General features: G+C 54.6%; 14 protein-coding genes. 10 read left to right on the forward strand and 4 right to left on the reverse strand.

What is annotated here, in order from left to right; all coding sequences use genetic code 11:
* Positions 1–96: 96 nt before the first annotated feature.
* Genes DFP90_RS07985 through DFP90_RS07995 form a run of 3 tightly spaced genes read left to right on the forward strand, consistent with a single transcriptional unit; the run spans position 97 to position 2,731 of the window.
* Positions 97–1,377 carry a S41 family peptidase gene (locus tag DFP90_RS07985; RefSeq protein WP_181905245.1) on the forward strand — a complete coding sequence of 427 codons (1,281 nt, stop codon included), beginning with the start codon at positions 97–99 and terminating at the stop codon, positions 1,375–1,377.
* The gene (locus DFP90_RS07990) at positions 1,374–1,898 is read left to right on the forward strand and encodes a GNAT family N-acetyltransferase (protein WP_115935926.1); all 525 of its coding nucleotides are present in this window, start codon (positions 1,374–1,376) and stop codon (positions 1,896–1,898) included. Before DFP90_RS07985 ends, DFP90_RS07990 begins: the two co-directional genes overlap by 4 nt.
* Positions 1,899–1,924: 26 nt before the next feature.
* Positions 1,925–2,731, forward strand: coding sequence for a sterol desaturase family protein (locus DFP90_RS07995; RefSeq protein ID WP_245956999.1), 807 nt, complete (start codon positions 1,925–1,927; stop codon positions 2,729–2,731).
* Positions 2,732–2,735: 4 nt separating this feature from the next.
* Here DFP90_RS07995 and DFP90_RS08000 read toward each other — a convergent pair whose 3' ends face one another.
* Positions 2,736–3,659 (reverse strand): ribokinase, encoded by a 924-nt coding sequence (locus DFP90_RS08000; RefSeq protein WP_115935927.1) that lies wholly within the window; start codon positions 3,657–3,659, stop codon positions 2,736–2,738.
* A 151-nt stretch (positions 3,660–3,810) separates the two neighbouring features.
* Positions 3,811–5,043, reverse strand: a complete 1,233-nt coding sequence (locus tag DFP90_RS08005; protein ID WP_115935928.1) for a Glu/Leu/Phe/Val family dehydrogenase — start codon at positions 5,041–5,043, stop codon at positions 3,811–3,813.
* A 181-nt stretch (positions 5,044–5,224) separates the two neighbouring features.
* Here DFP90_RS08005 and DFP90_RS08010 point away from each other — a divergent pair, with 181 nt between their 5' ends.
* The 7 genes from DFP90_RS08010 (at position 5,225) to DFP90_RS08045 (ending at position 14,113) form a co-directional block, all read left to right on the forward strand.
* On the forward strand, positions 5,225–6,610 hold the full coding sequence (locus DFP90_RS08010) for an aspartate aminotransferase family protein (protein WP_115935929.1): 1,386 nt from the start codon (positions 5,225–5,227) through the stop codon (positions 6,608–6,610).
* A 341-nt stretch (positions 6,611–6,951) separates the two neighbouring features.
* Positions 6,952–8,172, forward strand: a complete 1,221-nt coding sequence (hemA, locus tag DFP90_RS08015; protein WP_115935930.1) for a 5-aminolevulinate synthase — start codon at positions 6,952–6,954, stop codon at positions 8,170–8,172.
* Between the two features lie 605 nt (positions 8,173–8,777).
* Complete coding sequence (locus tag DFP90_RS08025; protein WP_115935932.1) at positions 8,778–9,881, forward strand: ABC transporter ATP-binding protein; 1,104 nt, start codon at positions 8,778–8,780, stop codon at positions 9,879–9,881.
* Positions 9,882–10,020: 139 nt separating this feature from the next.
* The gene (locus tag DFP90_RS08030; RefSeq protein ID WP_115935933.1) at positions 10,021–11,109 is read left to right on the forward strand and encodes an ABC transporter substrate-binding protein; all 1,089 of its coding nucleotides are present in this window, start codon (positions 10,021–10,023) and stop codon (positions 11,107–11,109) included.
* Between the two features lie 94 nt (positions 11,110–11,203).
* Positions 11,204–12,469 (forward strand): ABC transporter permease, encoded by a 1,266-nt coding sequence (locus DFP90_RS08035; protein ID WP_115935934.1) that lies wholly within the window; start codon positions 11,204–11,206, stop codon positions 12,467–12,469.
* Between the two features lie 7 nt (positions 12,470–12,476).
* Entirely contained in the window at positions 12,477–13,385 is a 909-nt protein-coding gene (locus DFP90_RS08040; protein ID WP_115935935.1) for an ABC transporter permease, read from the forward strand.
* A gap of 182 nt (positions 13,386–13,567) precedes the next feature.
* Positions 13,568–14,113, forward strand: coding sequence for a hypothetical protein (locus tag DFP90_RS08045; RefSeq protein WP_181905246.1), 546 nt, complete (start codon positions 13,568–13,570; stop codon positions 14,111–14,113).
* Positions 14,114–14,219: 106 nt separating this feature from the next.
* Here DFP90_RS08045 and DFP90_RS08050 read toward each other — a convergent pair whose 3' ends face one another.
* Positions 14,220–14,975: an SDR family NAD(P)-dependent oxidoreductase gene (locus DFP90_RS08050; RefSeq protein ID WP_115935937.1), complete on the reverse strand. Its 756-nt coding sequence runs from the start codon at positions 14,973–14,975 to the stop codon at positions 14,220–14,222.
* 27 nt (positions 14,976–15,002) lie between these two features.
* Positions 15,003–15,596: a pyridoxamine 5'-phosphate oxidase gene (gene pdxH, locus DFP90_RS08055; RefSeq protein ID WP_115935938.1), complete on the reverse strand. Its 594-nt coding sequence runs from the start codon at positions 15,594–15,596 to the stop codon at positions 15,003–15,005.
* Between the last annotated feature and the right edge of the window lie 192 nt (positions 15,597–15,788).

Here is a 15,788-nt window from a genome sequence, read left to right on the forward strand (position 1 = left end):
GCGGTAACAGGGGCCGTTGAAGGCCCGGTCTGAATGAGGCGTGAAGTGAACAGGAATTCCGGGACTGTCAGAGGCAGATCCGTCTTGCGGGGGGCTATGCCGGGATTGATCCTGGTATTGGTTGCCGCGTGTAATCTCGTAATCCCGCAAGAGGCACCCAGCGCCCGTGATGCGGCGGTTAAGCTGACCCATGCGGTTGAGCAGCATCAACCTGGCCGGGATTTGGAGGCTCAGGATTTTGAGCTTTTTGCGCAAGTGTACAGTCAGGTGGTCCATCATTATTATCGTGATTTGGATGGAGACAGTCTGGTTTTGGCCGGGGCCAAAGGGATACAATTGAAATTCAATGATCCGACCACTGTGCCTTCCAGTGATCTGGATGTGGCGGCCACAAGGGCGATGCTGGCCACCCTGGACAATTACAGCGAATATCTCGACCAAGAAGCGTTTAACGCCCTGCGGGAGAATATCCGGGGCGTTTTTGGCGGTTTGGGGATTGAGATAACCAAACGGGACGGTCGTTTGACAATTGTGGCCCCGATCGAAGGAACACCGGCGGACAAGGCGGGGCTGAAGACCGGCGATATCATTACCCACGCGGATGGCAAGGAAATCGACCCCCTGACCCAGCGGGAGGCGGTTGAACTGCTGCGGGGGCGTCCGGGAACCAAGGTCCGGTTGACGGTTCTGCGGGGGGAAGCGGAAAAATTTGAGCTGGATTTGACGCGCGCGATTATTGAAACCAATCCTGTGCGTTGGCATCTGGAAGGCGATGTTGGCTATATCCGCATCACGAATTTCAGCGAACATACGGCCCGGGAAACCCGAAAGGCGGTCCGCGCCATTCAGCAGAAATTGGGCGGCAGGCTTGCCGGGTTTGTTCTTGATTTGCGTAATAATCCGGGTGGCCTGCTCGGGCAGGCAGTAGCGGTTTCCAGCATTTTTCTGGATGGGGAGGTGGTTGTGAAAACCCAGCGCCGCCGGGATTCCGATGTCATGGTGGCAACGGCTGGCGACCTGACAGAAGATGCACCGTTGATTGTCCTGATCAATCGCGGTTCGGCATCGGCATCTGAAATTGTCTCCGGGGCAATTCAGGATCAAAATCGCGGTTTTCTGGTGGGTGAAAAGAGCTTTGGCAAGGGGCTGGTCCAGACCGTTCTGCCCCTGAGCTATGATCGTGGCATGAAACTGACCACGGCTGTCTATTACACGCCCAAGGGCAAAACCGTGGAAGGCGGCATCACGCCGGATCAAGTGGTGCAGCAGGATGAGGAACGCGATGGGGACGAACAGTTGGAAGAGGCCGTGAAATTGGTGATCCATATGGCGGGCGGCCCTGCGATTCCTTGGGGGGCGGGGTTGGATGTGCAATGAGTGAAATTAATGTAAGAATGGCTGAGGCAGAGGATTGCGGCTTGCTGGCTGGCTATATCCGCGCCTTGGCGGCCTTGGAAAAGCAAATTGAACTGGCCAAGGACGAATTGGAAACGCCCAGTGATGTGCCCGATGATCTGGAAGAACGTCTGAGACGCGACGGCCCGGGGGGCAAGGGGCATTTTCAGTCCCTGATTGTCGAGGTGGATGGCAATCCGGTCGGTATGGCCATGTTTTCCATTGCCTATGACGCGGTCATTGGTGCGCCCTGTGTTTTCCTGCGTCATATCTATGTGGCCGAGGGAATGCGCCGGAACCGCCTGGGCACCTGTTTGATGGTGGCGCTGTCACGCCTGGCCCGGGATCAGGGGTGGCCGCGTATTGACTGGCATGTCCGACGGCTGGATCTGGATGCCCGTGTCTTCTTTGACAAGATTTGCTCCGACAGCTTTAATCTTCATCGTTTGAGCTATCGAATTGACGGCGGCCTGCTGGATCAGATGGCGGAATTGCCGCTGTAAGAGATTGGGACGGATTTTTGGACCCGTTGAATGATTCAGCCATCTTGCAAAATGAACCGGTGATCCGGTTTGGTCTTTTTGCGGGCATCTTCTCCGTCATGGCCTTTCTGGAGGCCTGTTTTCCGAGGCGTGACCGCCAGATATCAAGGAAATTACGTTGGACCAGCAATCTCGGGTTGATCCTGGTGAATTTTCTGGTGATCCGGCTGGCCTTTCCCTTGTCTCTTCTTTGGCTGGCGGGCGATGCGGCGCTGAGCGGGGTCGGTTTGTTCAACCAGCTTGATCTGCCCTTCTGGCCAGTTGTTGTTCTTTCTGTGATTTTGCTGGATCTGGCGATCTATCTACAGCATCTGGCGTTTCATTATGTACCGTTTCTCTGGCGCCTGCACCGGATGCATCATGCGGATCTCGAGATTGATGTAACAACAGGGCTTAGGTTTCATCCGTTGGAGATCCTGCTGTCGCTGCTGTTGAAGGCCGGGCTGATTTTGTTGATCGGGCCTCCGGTGCTGGCGGTTTTGATGTTCGAGGTCATTCTCAATGGCATGGCGCAGTTTAATCACGCCAATTTCCGTCTGCCGCTGGGGATTGACCGCTGGCTGCGCCTGATTGTGGTGACACCTGATTTTCACCGGGTTCACCATTCGGTTATCCAACGCGAAACCAACAGTAATTTCGGGTTCAATCTGTCGATTTGGGACCGGTTGTTTCGCACTTATCGGCCGCAACCGGAAGCCGGGCACGACGATATGGAAATCGGTTTGGAACAGTTTCGGACGGTCTCGGACCTGCGGCTTGATCGCATGCTGATCCAGCCGTTTCGCCGGAATTGATCCGTCAAGCCAGTTTACGAACCGCAGGCAGATCGCCCAGTTGTTCATCCACTTTGGAAGCCGGGGGGATGGTATTTTGGCTGCCCTTTGATGTGCAGCAGATCCCGGCTGCTACAGTCGCCCGGCGCAGGGCTTCTTCAATGTCGGTACCTTGATCCATATTGGCGGCCAATGTCCCGGCAAAGGCATCGCCGGCACCGGTGCTGTCAACCGGGGTTATTGGCAGGGACGGCACGGACCAGCCGCCTTCCGGACCAAAACAGAGGGACCCCGCGCCGCCAAGCGTCAGAATGCAGGTCATGCCATAACGGCTGTGCAGAAGCCGGGGCAGTTTGGTCGGAACCGCTTCTTCCAAATCGACGCTTCTGGCGATCTGCTGGCCTTCCACTTCGTTGACCAGAAGGTAATCCAGGTGGGCCAGTACCTCTTCGGGTACATGGCCGGCCGGGGCCACGTTCAGCATCACCCGGCAGCCGTTTTTTTTGGCACGTTCGACCAATTTCCAGTTTTCCTGTTGGTTCACTTCCATCTGCAGCAGCAAAATATGATCGGGCGTCAGGGCCTCATCGGGCACTTGCTCGGCCTTCAGGTCCATATTGGCACCACTGGCCACCACAATGGCATTTTCGCCAGAGCTGTCGACCCAGATAGTGGCGCAGCCGGTGGGGGTTTGCCCGCGGCCGACACCGTTAAGGTCGACGCCTTTTTCCTGCATCAGGCGCAATGCTTCATCGGCAAAACTGTCGCGGCCGACCTGACCGAACATAGCAACCTGGCTGCCCGCCCGGGCCACGGCACAGGCCTGGTTGGCTCCCTTGCCGCCGGGCATCATCATATAGCGCTCACCCAGAACGGTCTCGCCCAAGCGCGGCAGGCTGTCCACGGGCATGACAATATCCAGATTGATGGATCCGAAAACTGTGATCATACCGGGGGCCTCCTAGCCTAACTGAAACCGACCCACAGGGCCGACGATGCGGTCTTGTAACTTATTAGTAGCGCGAGACTTTTTACAAAGCTACTCCGTTTCACATTGAAAATGAGCCGTTAAACAAAAATTATGATGGCCGAATACCGATTCATTGGCTCCCAAGGCGTAAACTGTAGCATTTCTGGAGACGTTTTAAGGATAATGCATAGGCGGCCTGGGTTAAATTATGTCCATGGCGCTGGCTGAGGCGGTATACCTTAGATGCGGTAAAAGCCATTTTTTTATCCAGTTCTTTTTCAAGGTCTTTAGGTAGGGATTCACGTCCTGTTTGGCCGGACAGCCATTCAAAATAGGATGCCAGGACGCCACCCGAATTGGCCAGGATCCCGGGGATGACATGGATGCCTTGTGAATCCAGTTTCTTTAACGCCTTTAGTTCCACGCCCCCATTTGAAAGTTCCAGGATCACTTTTGCGCCAATGGATTCGGCATTGTCACAGGTGACTTGTCCTGCCCCTGCCGCGAGAACAAGCATATCGCATGAGATTTCCAGTATTCTTTCCGGCTTATCTGATTCTTCATCCTTCTGTTTTCCGAGATGACCATTCTCTTTTTTTGCAGCAAAGGTTTCATCCACATTCAGACCGTCTTCGCTGAGCGCCATACCGGAGCTATCGGCGATGGCGATTATCTTAAACCCTTCTTCAGCCAACCTCTTGGCGATTGCCGACCCGACCTTTCCGGCTCCTTGGACAGCGACTGTTGCGGAGGAGGGGGCGAGGTTGAGATGGTCGGACATTTCCTTGACGACAGCGGCGGCACCACGTGCTGTTGCACCTTCCCTCACATTCAAGCCTCCTAGAGGCAATGGCTTGCCGGTTACTACCGCGGGGCTGGAATGTCCGTTGATGGTTTCATACTCGTCCAAGATCCAACCCATTTCTTCCGGGCCATTACCCATATCCGGGGCGGGGATGTCCCGTTCCGGACCGATATGCTGGTTAAAGGCCCTGGTCCAGGCGCGCGCGACTCTCTGTCTTTCCCGGGCACTCAGTTTCTTTGGATTGACAGAAATGCCGCCTTTGGCACCGCCGAATGGCAGTTCAAGCAAGGCGGTTTTTAATGTCATTTGCTCCGCAAGTGCGCATACTTCATCAGCATTAACATCTTCGGCAAAACGCAAGCCCCCTTTGCCGGGGCCACACAGGCTGGAATGAAGGCATCTATATCCCCTCACAATCAATAAGCTGCCGTCATCCTTTGTAATCACAAGGCGTTTTTGTACAAATGCCTCGGGCTGGGAAAAAAAGTCGACAAAGCCTGGCTCGAATTCAGTCAGGTCTCCTATGGTTTCCAGGAATTTTTGATTCTCTGAATGCATAACAATCTCCTTTTAGCCACTGTTAAGTAACGATCAGCCGTGAAGAGAGTGCCATTAAAAATAAATTGATGAGAATTGTTTCCTATTGCGCCTAAAAATGTGATCACATATTGTCCGGCGATCTGTAAAGCCCTATAGAGGAAGCAGAGACGAACCAATTTGGACCGCAGGAGGCCAAGCCATGACCGATATGGGAAACTCACCCGCCAGCCGCGATATCGCCTATGTGATGCATCCGTACAGCAACCTGGAAAAGCATAAGGAAACGGGGCCGCTGATCCTGGATCATGCGGAAGGCGTCTGGGTCGTGGATGACAATGGCAAACGCTATATCGAAGGCATGGCCGGGCTTTGGTGTGCCTCCCTTGGTTATGGTGAGCAACGCCTGATCGATGCGGCCACCAAACAGCTCAAACAGCTGCCCTATGCCCATCTTTTCGCCTCAAGATCCCACAATCCGGCGATCGATCTGGCGGAAAAGCTGGTGGCAATGTCACCAGGCATGGCCCAGGTGTTTTTTGCCAATTCAGGTTCGGAAGCGACCGACACGGTGGTGAAAACCGCCTGGTTTTACAATAATGCGCTGGGCCGGCCGAATAAGAAGAAGATCATCGCCCGGACCAAGGGCTATCACGGGGTGACCGTGGCGGCAGCCAGCATGACCGGGCTGCCCTATAACCATATCGATTTTGATCTGCCGATCGCCAATATCATGCATACCTCCTGCCCGCATCATTATCGGTTCGGCCAGCCGGGTGAGGGTGAGGAGGAATTTGCCAGCCGCATGGCGGATGATCTGGAGAAGATGATCCTGGAGGAGGGGCCGGACACGGTTGCCGCCTTCATCGCTGAGCCGGTCATGGGGGCTGGTGGTGTGATTGTGCCACCCAGGACCTATTTCGAGAAGATTCAGGCGGTCTTGAATAAATATGATGTCCTGCTGGTCGCGGATGAAGTGATCTGCGGTTTTGGTCGGACCGGGAAGATGTTTGGCTGCGAACAGTTTGGCATAAAACCTGATATCATGACGGTGGCCAAGGCACTGTCTTCCGCCTATCTGCCGATCTCGGCCATGATGGTGAACCAGAAGGTAGCCGATGTGGTCGCCAAGAATAGCGGCAAGATTGGCACATTCGGTCATGGCTATACCTATTCCGGGCATCCGGTTTCTGCCGCGGTGGCCCTGGAAACGCTCAAAATCTATGAAGAGCGCGACATTCTGGGCCATGTGAACGCGGTCGCCCCGCATTTGCAGGACGGTTTGCGCAAACTGACCGATCATCCCTTGGTGGGGGAAGTGCGCGGGCTCGGCCTGATTGCGGCGGTGGAATTGGTTGCCAATAAGGAAACGCGAGAGAATTTCGATCCCAAACTGGCCGTTGCACCGACACTGGTGAACAAGGCCCTGGAACATGGGGTGATTTTGCGGGCCATGATGGGGGATGCGATTGCATTCTCCCCTCCGCTGGTCATTACGGGTGACGAACTGGACATGATGGTGGATGGCTTTGCCAAGGCCCTCGATGAAACGCTTGCCTGGCTGAAATCGGAAGGCTGCTGGTCCTGATAACAGCCAGGGGCTGACCGGATCTGAACAATGAAATATGCCGTCGTGGTCAGATTCTCTGGTCGTGGCGGCTTTTTCTTGACCTGGATCATTTTCGGCAGCGCGGGGGATGAGATAGGACTTTAGGTGGCGGCTTTTGCCGGGGGTGCGACAAAGCACCCCTTGCTTTTTGGTGTAAAGAACGCGACTAAGGGCGAGAATTGCTTGATTTAGTCATCTAAGGTTTCATTAACTGTCGTTTTACGACTGGTCGTCTAACATGGTTAGGATGTAATCTGGGCTGAATATAAAGAATAAAGCTCTGAAAAAGACTGAGTTATTAAGGGTACAGGATCACGCTGATGGATTATGTTCGATATTTCCAGGACCGCCTCAACGACATCAAGGATGAGGGCCGGTATCGCATCTTTGCGGAACTGGAACGTCAACGTGGCCAGTTTCCAACCGCGCATTATTATCCGGAAACCGAAGAACCCGCAGTCGAAGGCGTCACCGTCTGGTGCTCGAACGATTATCTCGGCATGGGGCAGAACTCCCGTGTGATTGATGTCATGAAAGAGGCGTTGGACAAATGCGGCGCCGGCGCTGGCGGTACCCGCAATATTGCCGGCACCAATCATTACCATGCCTTGCTGGAAGCGGAGCTGGCAGGATTGCACAACAAGGAATCCTCGCTGCTTTTTACCTCCGGTTATGTGGCGAACATGACCACATTGATGACCCTGGGGCACGGTATTGAGGGCTGTATCCTGTATTCCGACGCGCTCAATCACAATTCCATGATTGAAGGGATCCGCCATTCCCGTGCGGAAAAACGCATCTGGAAGCATAACGACCTTAAGGATCTGGAACGGCTATTGGCTGCGGATGATCCGGATGCTCCGAAAATCATTATCTTCGAATCGGTTTATTCCATGGATGGCGATATCGCGCCGATCCGGGAGATTATCGATCTTGCCAAGAAATATAACGCCCTGACTTTTTTGGATGAGGTTCATGCGGTCGGCATGTATGGACCTCATGGCGGTGGTGTCGCTGAACGCGAAGGCCTGATGGATGAAATTGATATTATCCAGGGAACCTTGGCCAAGGCTTTTGGTGTGATTGGCGGTTATATCGCGGCGAGCAGGGAAATCATCGATTTTGTCCGTTCTTTTGGCAAAGGCTTTATTTTCACAACCGCGCTGCCGCCTTCCATCGCGGCAGGGGCGTTGGAAAGCGTCCGGATCCTGAAGCAGGATGATCTGATCCGGCAGCGCCATCAGGAACGGGCGCGGACCTTGAAGGAAAAGCTGCGCCGGGCCGGTTTCCCGGTCATGCCCAGCGTTTGCCATATTGTGCCGGTCGAAGTGGGTGATCCCGTTGCCTGCAAACAAGTGACCGATCTATTGATGGAAAAGCACAAGATTTATGTCCAGCCGATCAATTACCCGACAGTGCCGCGGGGAACGGAACGCATTCGGTTAACACCGTCGCCTTTACATGATGATGCGACCATGGACCGTCTGATAGAGGCCTTGAAGGATGTCTGGGACATTCTCAGCCTGACACGGGCCGCCTGATCAGGCAGTAGGGACTGGAATGACTGAAAAAGGCCGGGCTTTGCCCCGGCATTTTTTTTCGGTATCAATTCGGAGATGGGTGGAATTTTAGCCCCAGACCACTTTTTTGCTCCGAATATCCGGTCTGACTTCCAATATTCTTCTGCATTTCGTCAAAATTATGATGCTAATCTATTTTTGATCGGCGAGGGAACCGCGCTGGCCCGCATGAAACTGGGCGTGAATCGGGGCGGGAGCTTCTGTCGGTTCGGGACTGAAATGTCGTTTTGGGGTAATTTGGTGTCGCATGTTTTAAGGCTTGTGTCGCTATTGCTTAAGGAGGGAATGCGAAAATTTCTCAGGATTTGAGATAAGAAAAAGAAAAATACACTGCTTATGAACCCCACTCAGCCTTCACAAGGCCGGGACCATGGGTTACTGTTGCAGAGGTATCAAAAAAGAACCCACAAAATGTGGGCATAATTGAACAAGAGCTGGATAACCGGCCGTTCAACGGGAGCAACTGGGAAGCGTAAGGGTGCAGGAAAAGTTTATTACTTTTAACTCTTCACACACACTGATTTTTCACTTTCAATCGTCATGCCATTTCAGGGGTAAGAGGATCTATGTCTGATTCTGCCGATAATATTGTTGTATTTGATCACGTTCAAAAGAGCTATGACGGTGAAAACCTCGTGGTTAAGGACCTGAACCTGCAGGTTGCCCGCGGTGAGTTTCTCACCATGCTCGGGCCGTCCGGGTCTGGAAAAACCACCGTTTTGATGATGCTGGCCGGGTTTGAAACACCGACCCATGGCCAGATTCTGCTCGAAGGGACGCCGATCAATAATGTGCCGCCGCATAAACGCGGGATTGGCATGGTGTTCCAGAATTATGCGCTGTTTCCGCATATGACCGTGGGGGAAAACCTGGCCTTCCCGCTGGAAGTGCGTGGGATGAACAAGGCCGACGCCGAAGCCAAGGTGAAGCGTGCGCTGGAAATGGTGCGTCTGCCGGAATTCGGCAATCGCCGCCCGGCCCAGCTTTCAGGTGGCCAGCAGCAGCGTGTGGCCGTGGCCCGTGCGCTGGTGTTCGAACCGGAACTGGTCCTGATGGATGAGCCGCTCGGTGCGCTGGACAAGAACCTGCGTGAAGAAATGCAGTATGAGATTAAGCATATCCATGAAAGCCTGGGCGTTTCCATGGTCTATGTGACCCATGACCAGTCCGAAGCTTTGACCATGTCGAACCGCATTGCGGTGTTTGAAGATGGCGTGATCCAACAGCTGGCGGCGCCGGATGACCTTTATGAGCGTCCGGACAATGCCTTTGTTGCCGGTTTCATCGGCGAGAATAACCGCTTGTTCGGCAAGGTGATCGGCGAAGACGGCGCTTCCTGCCAGGTTGAACTGGAAGGTGGCGGCGGTGTCGTCAATGCGAAAAAAGTGAATAATGGTGGGGTTGGCAGCCGCACAACGCTGTCGCTGCGCCCTGAGCGGGTTACCATCAACCCGACCGAAGGCCAGAGCGCCAACAGCTGCAAAGCCCGGGTCGAGGAATTGATCTATCTGGGCGATCATATCCGTACACGTGTTACAGTGTCCGGAAATGAAGACTTCATTATTAAAGTACCGAATGCCCATGGGCATCCGGTGCTGCAGAAAGGCACTGAAGTTAAGGTCGGATGGGAAACCGAAGATTGCCGCGCGCTGGATGCGCCGGCGGGCTAAGGCTACCCGACCGCTTTAAGGGGGGCGAAATGCTGAACGCCCCCACCGGTTCGCCGGGCAACCAAATCACCAGCGAACCGGAGCAAATTTTTTCAGCAGTTACCGTGGTTCCGCATAAGCGAGACAGGGAGAAAATAGTATGAAATCAATTTTGAAATATTCCGCACTTGTGGCCGCAGCCGTGGGCATGACCGCGTCTGTTGCGCAGGCAGAAGACATCACCGTTGTATCCTGGGGCGGGGCCTACACCCAGAGCCAAGTTAAAGCCTATCATCAGCCCTGGATGGCCAATACCGGCAACGTCATTAACTCTGAAGACTATTCCGGCGGCCTCGCGGAAGTGCGTGCGCAGACCGAAGCTGGCAATGTCACCTGGGATCTGCTGGACGTGACCATGTCCGATGCAATCGCCGGCTGTGACGAAGGCATCTTCGAAGCTGTTGATCATGATGCACTCCTGGCGGCTGCACCGGATGGCACCAAGCCGACCGGTGACTTCCTGGAAGGCTCTCTGGGTGAATGTTTCATTCCGCAGATCGTATATTCCACCGTTTGGGCTTACTCCAAGAAAGCCTTCCCGGATGGCGGTCCGCAGAACATTATGGATGTGTTCGACCTGGAAAAATTCCCGGGCAAGCGCGCTCTGCAGAAAAGCCCGCTTTATAACCTGGAATGGGCTCTGATGGCGGATGGTGTTCCGTCCGATCAGGTTTATGACGTCCTGGAAACTGAAGAAGGTGTCGAGCGCGCTTTTGCTAAGCTGGATACCATCAAGGACCAGGTTGTCTGGTGGACCGCCGGTGCACAGCCGCCGCAGCTGATGGCTGATGGTGAGGTTGTCGTTGGTACCGCCTATAACGGCCGCTGGTTCTCTGCGATCGCAGAGGAAAAACAGCCGTTTGAAATGATCTGGTATGGTCAGGCTCTCGACCTGGATGGCTGGGCTATCCTGAAAGGCGGTAGCAAGAAGGACACCGTTAAGGATTTCCTGAAATTCGCCACCGATACCCAGCGTCTGGCTGACCAGGCGAAATACATCTCCTACGGCCCGGCCCGTAAGTCCTCCGCTCCGCTGGTGGGCAAACATGCCGAGCTCGGCATCGATATGGGTCCGCATATGCCGACCAACCCGGACAACATGACCGAAGCTTTCATGACGAACTTCGATTTCTGGGCTGACAACAAAGACGAACTGAACGAGCGCTTCCAGGCGTGGATTGCAGGCTAATCGTCTGACTATTTCGGCAGGCGGCTTTTACGTCGCCTGCCGTCTTTAATCCTTTTCTTATTGTCTAGTATTCCTTAACGGCGGATTTTTTGAGATGGCGAATGTAGCGGATACGATGCCGGACCCGATGACGGGTGAAGACGGCATCCCCCTCAAGACCAAGCTGCGGATTGCCGAACGGCGCAACCGGATCAAGGCGGCGCTTCTGGTGCTGCCGCTGTTTGCCTTTATTTTGGTGACCTTTCTAGTGCCGATCGGGCAGATGCTATATCGGTCGGTTGAAAACAATATTATTGCTGACAACCTTCCGCGCACAATTGAGTTGCTCAGCGAGTGGGACGGCAATAATTTGCCGCCGGAACCGGTTTTCGAAACCATGGTTGCGGAATTGAAGATTGCCCGTGAGACCAAAGAGATCGGCAAGATCGGCAAGCGTTTGAATTATGAAATGAGCGGCATGCTCTCGCTGTTCAAGAAATCCGGCCGCAAAGTGCGCAAACTTGAAACGGGCCCTTATAAAGAGGCTTTGATCAAGATTGACAAGGACTGGGGCGATCCGGAGGTCTGGGCGACCATCAAACAGGTGAGTGACCGTATTACCGGCAGCTATTACCTGGCCGCCGTTGACCTGAAGCGCAGCCCGCAGGGCGAAATTGTGGCTCAGCCGGACTATAAACAGATTTATGTGTCTTTGTTCATCAAGACGCTGTGGATCAGCCTGTTGGTGACCATGACCTGCATTTTGCTGGGTTTCCCGGTTTCCTTCCTTCTGTCCAACCTGCCGATGCGCACGTCAAACCTGTTGATGATCCTGGTACTGCTGCCTTTCTGGACGTCGCTGCTGGTCAGGACCACTTCCTGGATCGCATTGCTGCAGTCGGAGGGGATGATCAACGACTTGCTGGTGACCATCGGCTTTATCGGTGATGATGAACGGCTGAAGATGATGTTCAACCAGACCGGTACCATCATTGCGATGACCCACATCCTGTTGCCCTTCATGATCCTGCCGCTTTATTCGGTGATGAAGACCATTTCGCCTTCTTATGTGCGCGCGGCGCGCTCGCTTGGGGCGAACCCGTTCACGGCTTTCTGGCGGATTTATTTCCCGCAGACATTGCCGGGCATCGGGGCGGGCTCGATCCTCGTCTTCATTCTCTCGATCGGGTATTACATCACACCGGCATTGGTGGGCGGCCAGGATGGCCAGCTGATTTCCAACTTGATTGCCTATCACATGCAATCCTCGCTGAACTGGGGCCTGGCGGCCGCATTGGGATCGATCCTGCTGGCTGGCGTGCTGGTCCTCTACATGATCTATAACAAGATTGTCGGCATCGACAACATGAAGCTGGGGTAACGGATTAATGGCTCTACCAACTTATGCAAGCCCGCTGGAACGTGTCTGGTATTACACCTTCCGGGGCATTTGCGGCCTGATCTTCCTGTTCCTGATCATGCCGATCCTGATCATCATGCCGCTTTCCTTCAATGTGGAGCCTTATTTCAGCTTCACGGAAGGCATGCTCAGCCTGGATCCCGATGCCTATTCCCTGCGCTGGTACCGGGATATCCTGGAAAATGGCATGGCCAATCCGGCGGCCATGGGCGGCGAATGGTGGTCTGATATGTGGAATAACGCACAATGGGTGCGGGCGATCCGCAACAGTTTTTATATCGGCTTCTTCGCAACATTGATCTCGACCGTGCTGGGGACCATCGCGGCGCTGGGCCTATCCCGGCCCAACATGCCTTATCGCAATCTGATCATGGGGATCCTGATCTCGCCGATGATCGTGCCTCTGATCATCTCTGCCGCGGCTATGTATTTCTTCTACAGCTCCGCCGGCCTGGCACAGACCGATCTTGGTGTGATCCTGGCACATGCGGTTCTGGGAACGCCTTTTGTGGTGATCACAGTAACGGCAACCCTGGTTGGTTTTGACCACAGCCTGACCCGGGCTGCAGCCAGCATGGGCGCCAGCCCGCCGCGCACCTTCTTCAAGGTGATCCTGCCGCTGATCACACCCGGTGTGATTTCAGGCGCGCTGTTTGCCTTCATCACCTCCTTTGATGAGGTTGTGGCGGTCCTGTTCCTGGGCGGCTTGGAACAGCGTACGATCCCGCGTCAGATGTGGTCCGGCATCCGTGAACAGATCAGCCCGACCATCCTGGCGGTGGCGACCCTGCTGGTCCTGATATCCATCGCGCTGCTGACCGTGTTGGAATTGCTGCGTCGCCGGAATGAGCGGATCCGTGGCATGACCCCGCAATAACACGCTGTTGCGGGTGATAAATCACAAAGTCCTCCCGGTGAAAATCGGGGGGACTTTTTTTTGCCGGATGCTAGAAATTTCAATATTTGTTAAGAATCGTTCTCATTTACTCTTTTTTCCCTGCCGGTGGTATCGTATATAGAATTAAGTGGCTGTAGTGACGATTGATGAGGATATGTCTCATGTATGCGGATAAATCGCTGGTATCCACCGAGGCGGTACGCTTGGCGGCTCTTGGCCGGTTGATGGCGGGCACCATGACCTATGCGGAACTGGCGCAGGACATCCGCTTTTTCACCGCGCGCATTGTCGGACCATCCCTGGATCTGCTGGGGTCATCCTTGGAGCTTCTTCATCTTGATGGCTCGCTTGAGCCGGTCAGCGGGGAAAACCTGCATGATGACACGGAACTGCGCATCACGGATCAGGGGCGTGACCTTTTTGAAAACCTGATGGAAGCGAACCTAAAAACCCCGCTGGATGATACCGGGCGGCTGGTTATGGCGCTGAAACTGCGTTTTCTTTTCCTATTGCCGGAAGACGGGCAGTTGGACCAGATTGATCTGTTGCGGGAAATCGCAGAAATAGAGTTGGCGCGTCTTGAGGACTTGAAGGAAAGTTATGACGAAGGCGCGCTTGGTAAATCCCTGGCGCTGGATATTGAACAGACACGCGCCCGCATCGCCTGGCTGAGCAAACTGGAAGCGGAATTGGAAAGCGCCGCGTGATCCGTCAGATCAACCGCGGCAACAGCCGGGCGGCACAGCTGCGCCGAGAGGCTATGGATGCCTGTTTCCCGGGGCTGCTGGATCTGGTTGGGAAGGAAGAGCCAAATCAGTAAACATGCTGGCCGCCGGTGACGAAGATCTCGCCGCCGGTGACATAACCGAAATCCGCATTACAGAGCTGGTAAACGGTGCCTGCAACCTCATCGGCGGTGCCCATGCGTTTCATGGGGATGCGTTCGATCAAGGGCTCATATTCCGGCCCGATCATCTCGGTTGCGATCTCGCCGGGGGCCACCGCATTCACCCGTACGCCCAGTTCGGCAAACTCCACGGCCAATTCGCGGGTCAGCGCGGAGAGGGCCGCTTTTGAGGTGGAATAGGCTGAGCCGGCAAAGGGGTGGATCGCATGGCCGGCGATCGAGGTGATATTGATGATCGCGCCCCCGGAATCCTTTGATCCGCGATGCAGCGCAGAGGCAAAGCCCCGGCATAATGTCAAAGGCGTGAAGAAATTCAGCTCAAAAACCTCCCGCCATCGGGCAATGTCACCATTCAGGCAGCCCAACCGTTCCTTGTAAGGCGTCTTGGGGGAGACGGCGGCATTATTGACCAGCGCATGCAGCGGGGCCTTGCCCAGGATTTCATTGGCCCGCTTGATGAAGGCCGAAACCGATTCCGCGTTGAAAAGGTCGGTCGGGATATGATGGGTCCAGTTCGGATCCGCCTTGCAATGGGCCGGGATATCTTCCCTGGAGCAGGTTATGATCTGCCAGCCTTCATTACTGAAACGTTGAACCGTCGCATGGCCGATCCCGCGGCTTGCCCCGGTCAGGATCACGGTTTTCTTCGCAGGATCGGTCATGGTTTTTATCCGTGTTGCAGCCAGGAATTAAGGGTAGAGCCGGTCGATCACCCAATCATCCTCTACAGATTGACGGGTAAAGGTAAACCGGTCATGCAGGCGAAATTTCCCATCCTGCCAAAATTCGATATGGTTCGGAACAATCCGGAAACCGGACCAGTGATCGGGGCGGGGAATGGTCCCGATGCCAAACTTGGCAGCATATTTGGCAACCCGCTTTTCAAGGGCGTATTTGCTTTCCAGCGGCCGTGATTGCTCACTGGCCCAGGCACCGATCTGGCTGCCGCGTGGGCGGGAATGGAAATAGGCGTCAGCTTCTTCCGCGCTGACCGGCACGACCGGGCCTTCCACACGGACCTGGCGTCGGCTGCTTTTCCAATGGAATAACAGGGCGGCTTGAGGATTTTCCGCCAGGTCGCGCCCCTTATGGCTTTCCAGATTGGTGTAAAAAACAAACCCGCGTTCATCAAACCCCTTCAATAGAACCATGCGCAACGAGGGCTGCCCATTGGCATCCGCCGTGGCCAGTGCCATGGCATTGGGGTCATTGGGTTCGCTCTCACCGGCCTCATCCAGCCAGGTTTTGAACTGGTCGAACGGGTTTTCAGAATTCAATTCCATCGCAATCGCCTGTCATTCACATGATCACAGGCAGGATTAACAGCCGCGGCGTCATCCTGCCATAACACTGCCTTACTATATAGGTAACATTGACCCTTCTGTCGAACCGAAGGCTTGATTAATTTATGATTTGGGACAAGTTGTTATCCGAGATCAGCCTTGGGGGCCGAATATGGGGCTGATCCTCTCATA

This window comes from Aestuariispira insulae (assembly GCF_003385955.1).
In the GTDB taxonomy this organism is placed as follows: domain Bacteria; phylum Pseudomonadota; class Alphaproteobacteria; order UBA8366; family Aestuariispiraceae; genus Aestuariispira; species Aestuariispira insulae.

What these genes read in the sequence shown, in the direction of transcription:
- DFP90_RS07990 (WP_115935926.1), top strand. Translation starts at nt 1,374, where the DNA reads ATGAGTGAAATTAATGTAAGAATGGCTGAGGCAGAGGATTGCGGCTTG.
- hemA (WP_115935930.1), top strand. Translation starts at nt 6,952, where the DNA reads ATGGATTATGTTCGATATTTCCAGGACCGCCTCAACGACATCAAGGAT.
- DFP90_RS08005 (WP_115935928.1), bottom strand. Translation starts at nt 5,043, where the DNA reads ATGCATTCAGAGAATCAAAAATTCCTGGAAACCATAGGAGACCTGACT.
- DFP90_RS08000 (WP_115935927.1), bottom strand. Translation starts at nt 3,659, where the DNA reads ATGATCACAGTTTTCGGATCCATCAATCTGGATATTGTCATGCCCGTG.
- pdxH (WP_115935938.1), bottom strand. Translation starts at nt 15,596, where the DNA reads ATGGAATTGAATTCTGAAAACCCGTTCGACCAGTTCAAAACCTGGCTG.
- DFP90_RS08010 (WP_115935929.1), top strand. Translation starts at nt 5,225, where the DNA reads ATGACCGATATGGGAAACTCACCCGCCAGCCGCGATATCGCCTATGTG.
- DFP90_RS08035 (WP_115935934.1), top strand. Translation starts at nt 11,204, where the DNA reads ATGGCGAATGTAGCGGATACGATGCCGGACCCGATGACGGGTGAAGAC.
- DFP90_RS08030 (WP_115935933.1), top strand. Translation starts at nt 10,021, where the DNA reads ATGAAATCAATTTTGAAATATTCCGCACTTGTGGCCGCAGCCGTGGGC.
- DFP90_RS08040 (WP_115935935.1), top strand. Translation starts at nt 12,477, where the DNA reads ATGGCTCTACCAACTTATGCAAGCCCGCTGGAACGTGTCTGGTATTAC.
- DFP90_RS07985 (WP_181905245.1), top strand. Translation starts at nt 97, where the DNA reads ATGCCGGGATTGATCCTGGTATTGGTTGCCGCGTGTAATCTCGTAATC.
- DFP90_RS08050 (WP_115935937.1), bottom strand. Translation starts at nt 14,975, where the DNA reads ATGACCGATCCTGCGAAGAAAACCGTGATCCTGACCGGGGCAAGCCGC.
- DFP90_RS08025 (WP_115935932.1), top strand. Translation starts at nt 8,778, where the DNA reads ATGTCTGATTCTGCCGATAATATTGTTGTATTTGATCACGTTCAAAAG.
- DFP90_RS08045 (WP_181905246.1), top strand. Translation starts at nt 13,568, where the DNA reads ATGTATGCGGATAAATCGCTGGTATCCACCGAGGCGGTACGCTTGGCG.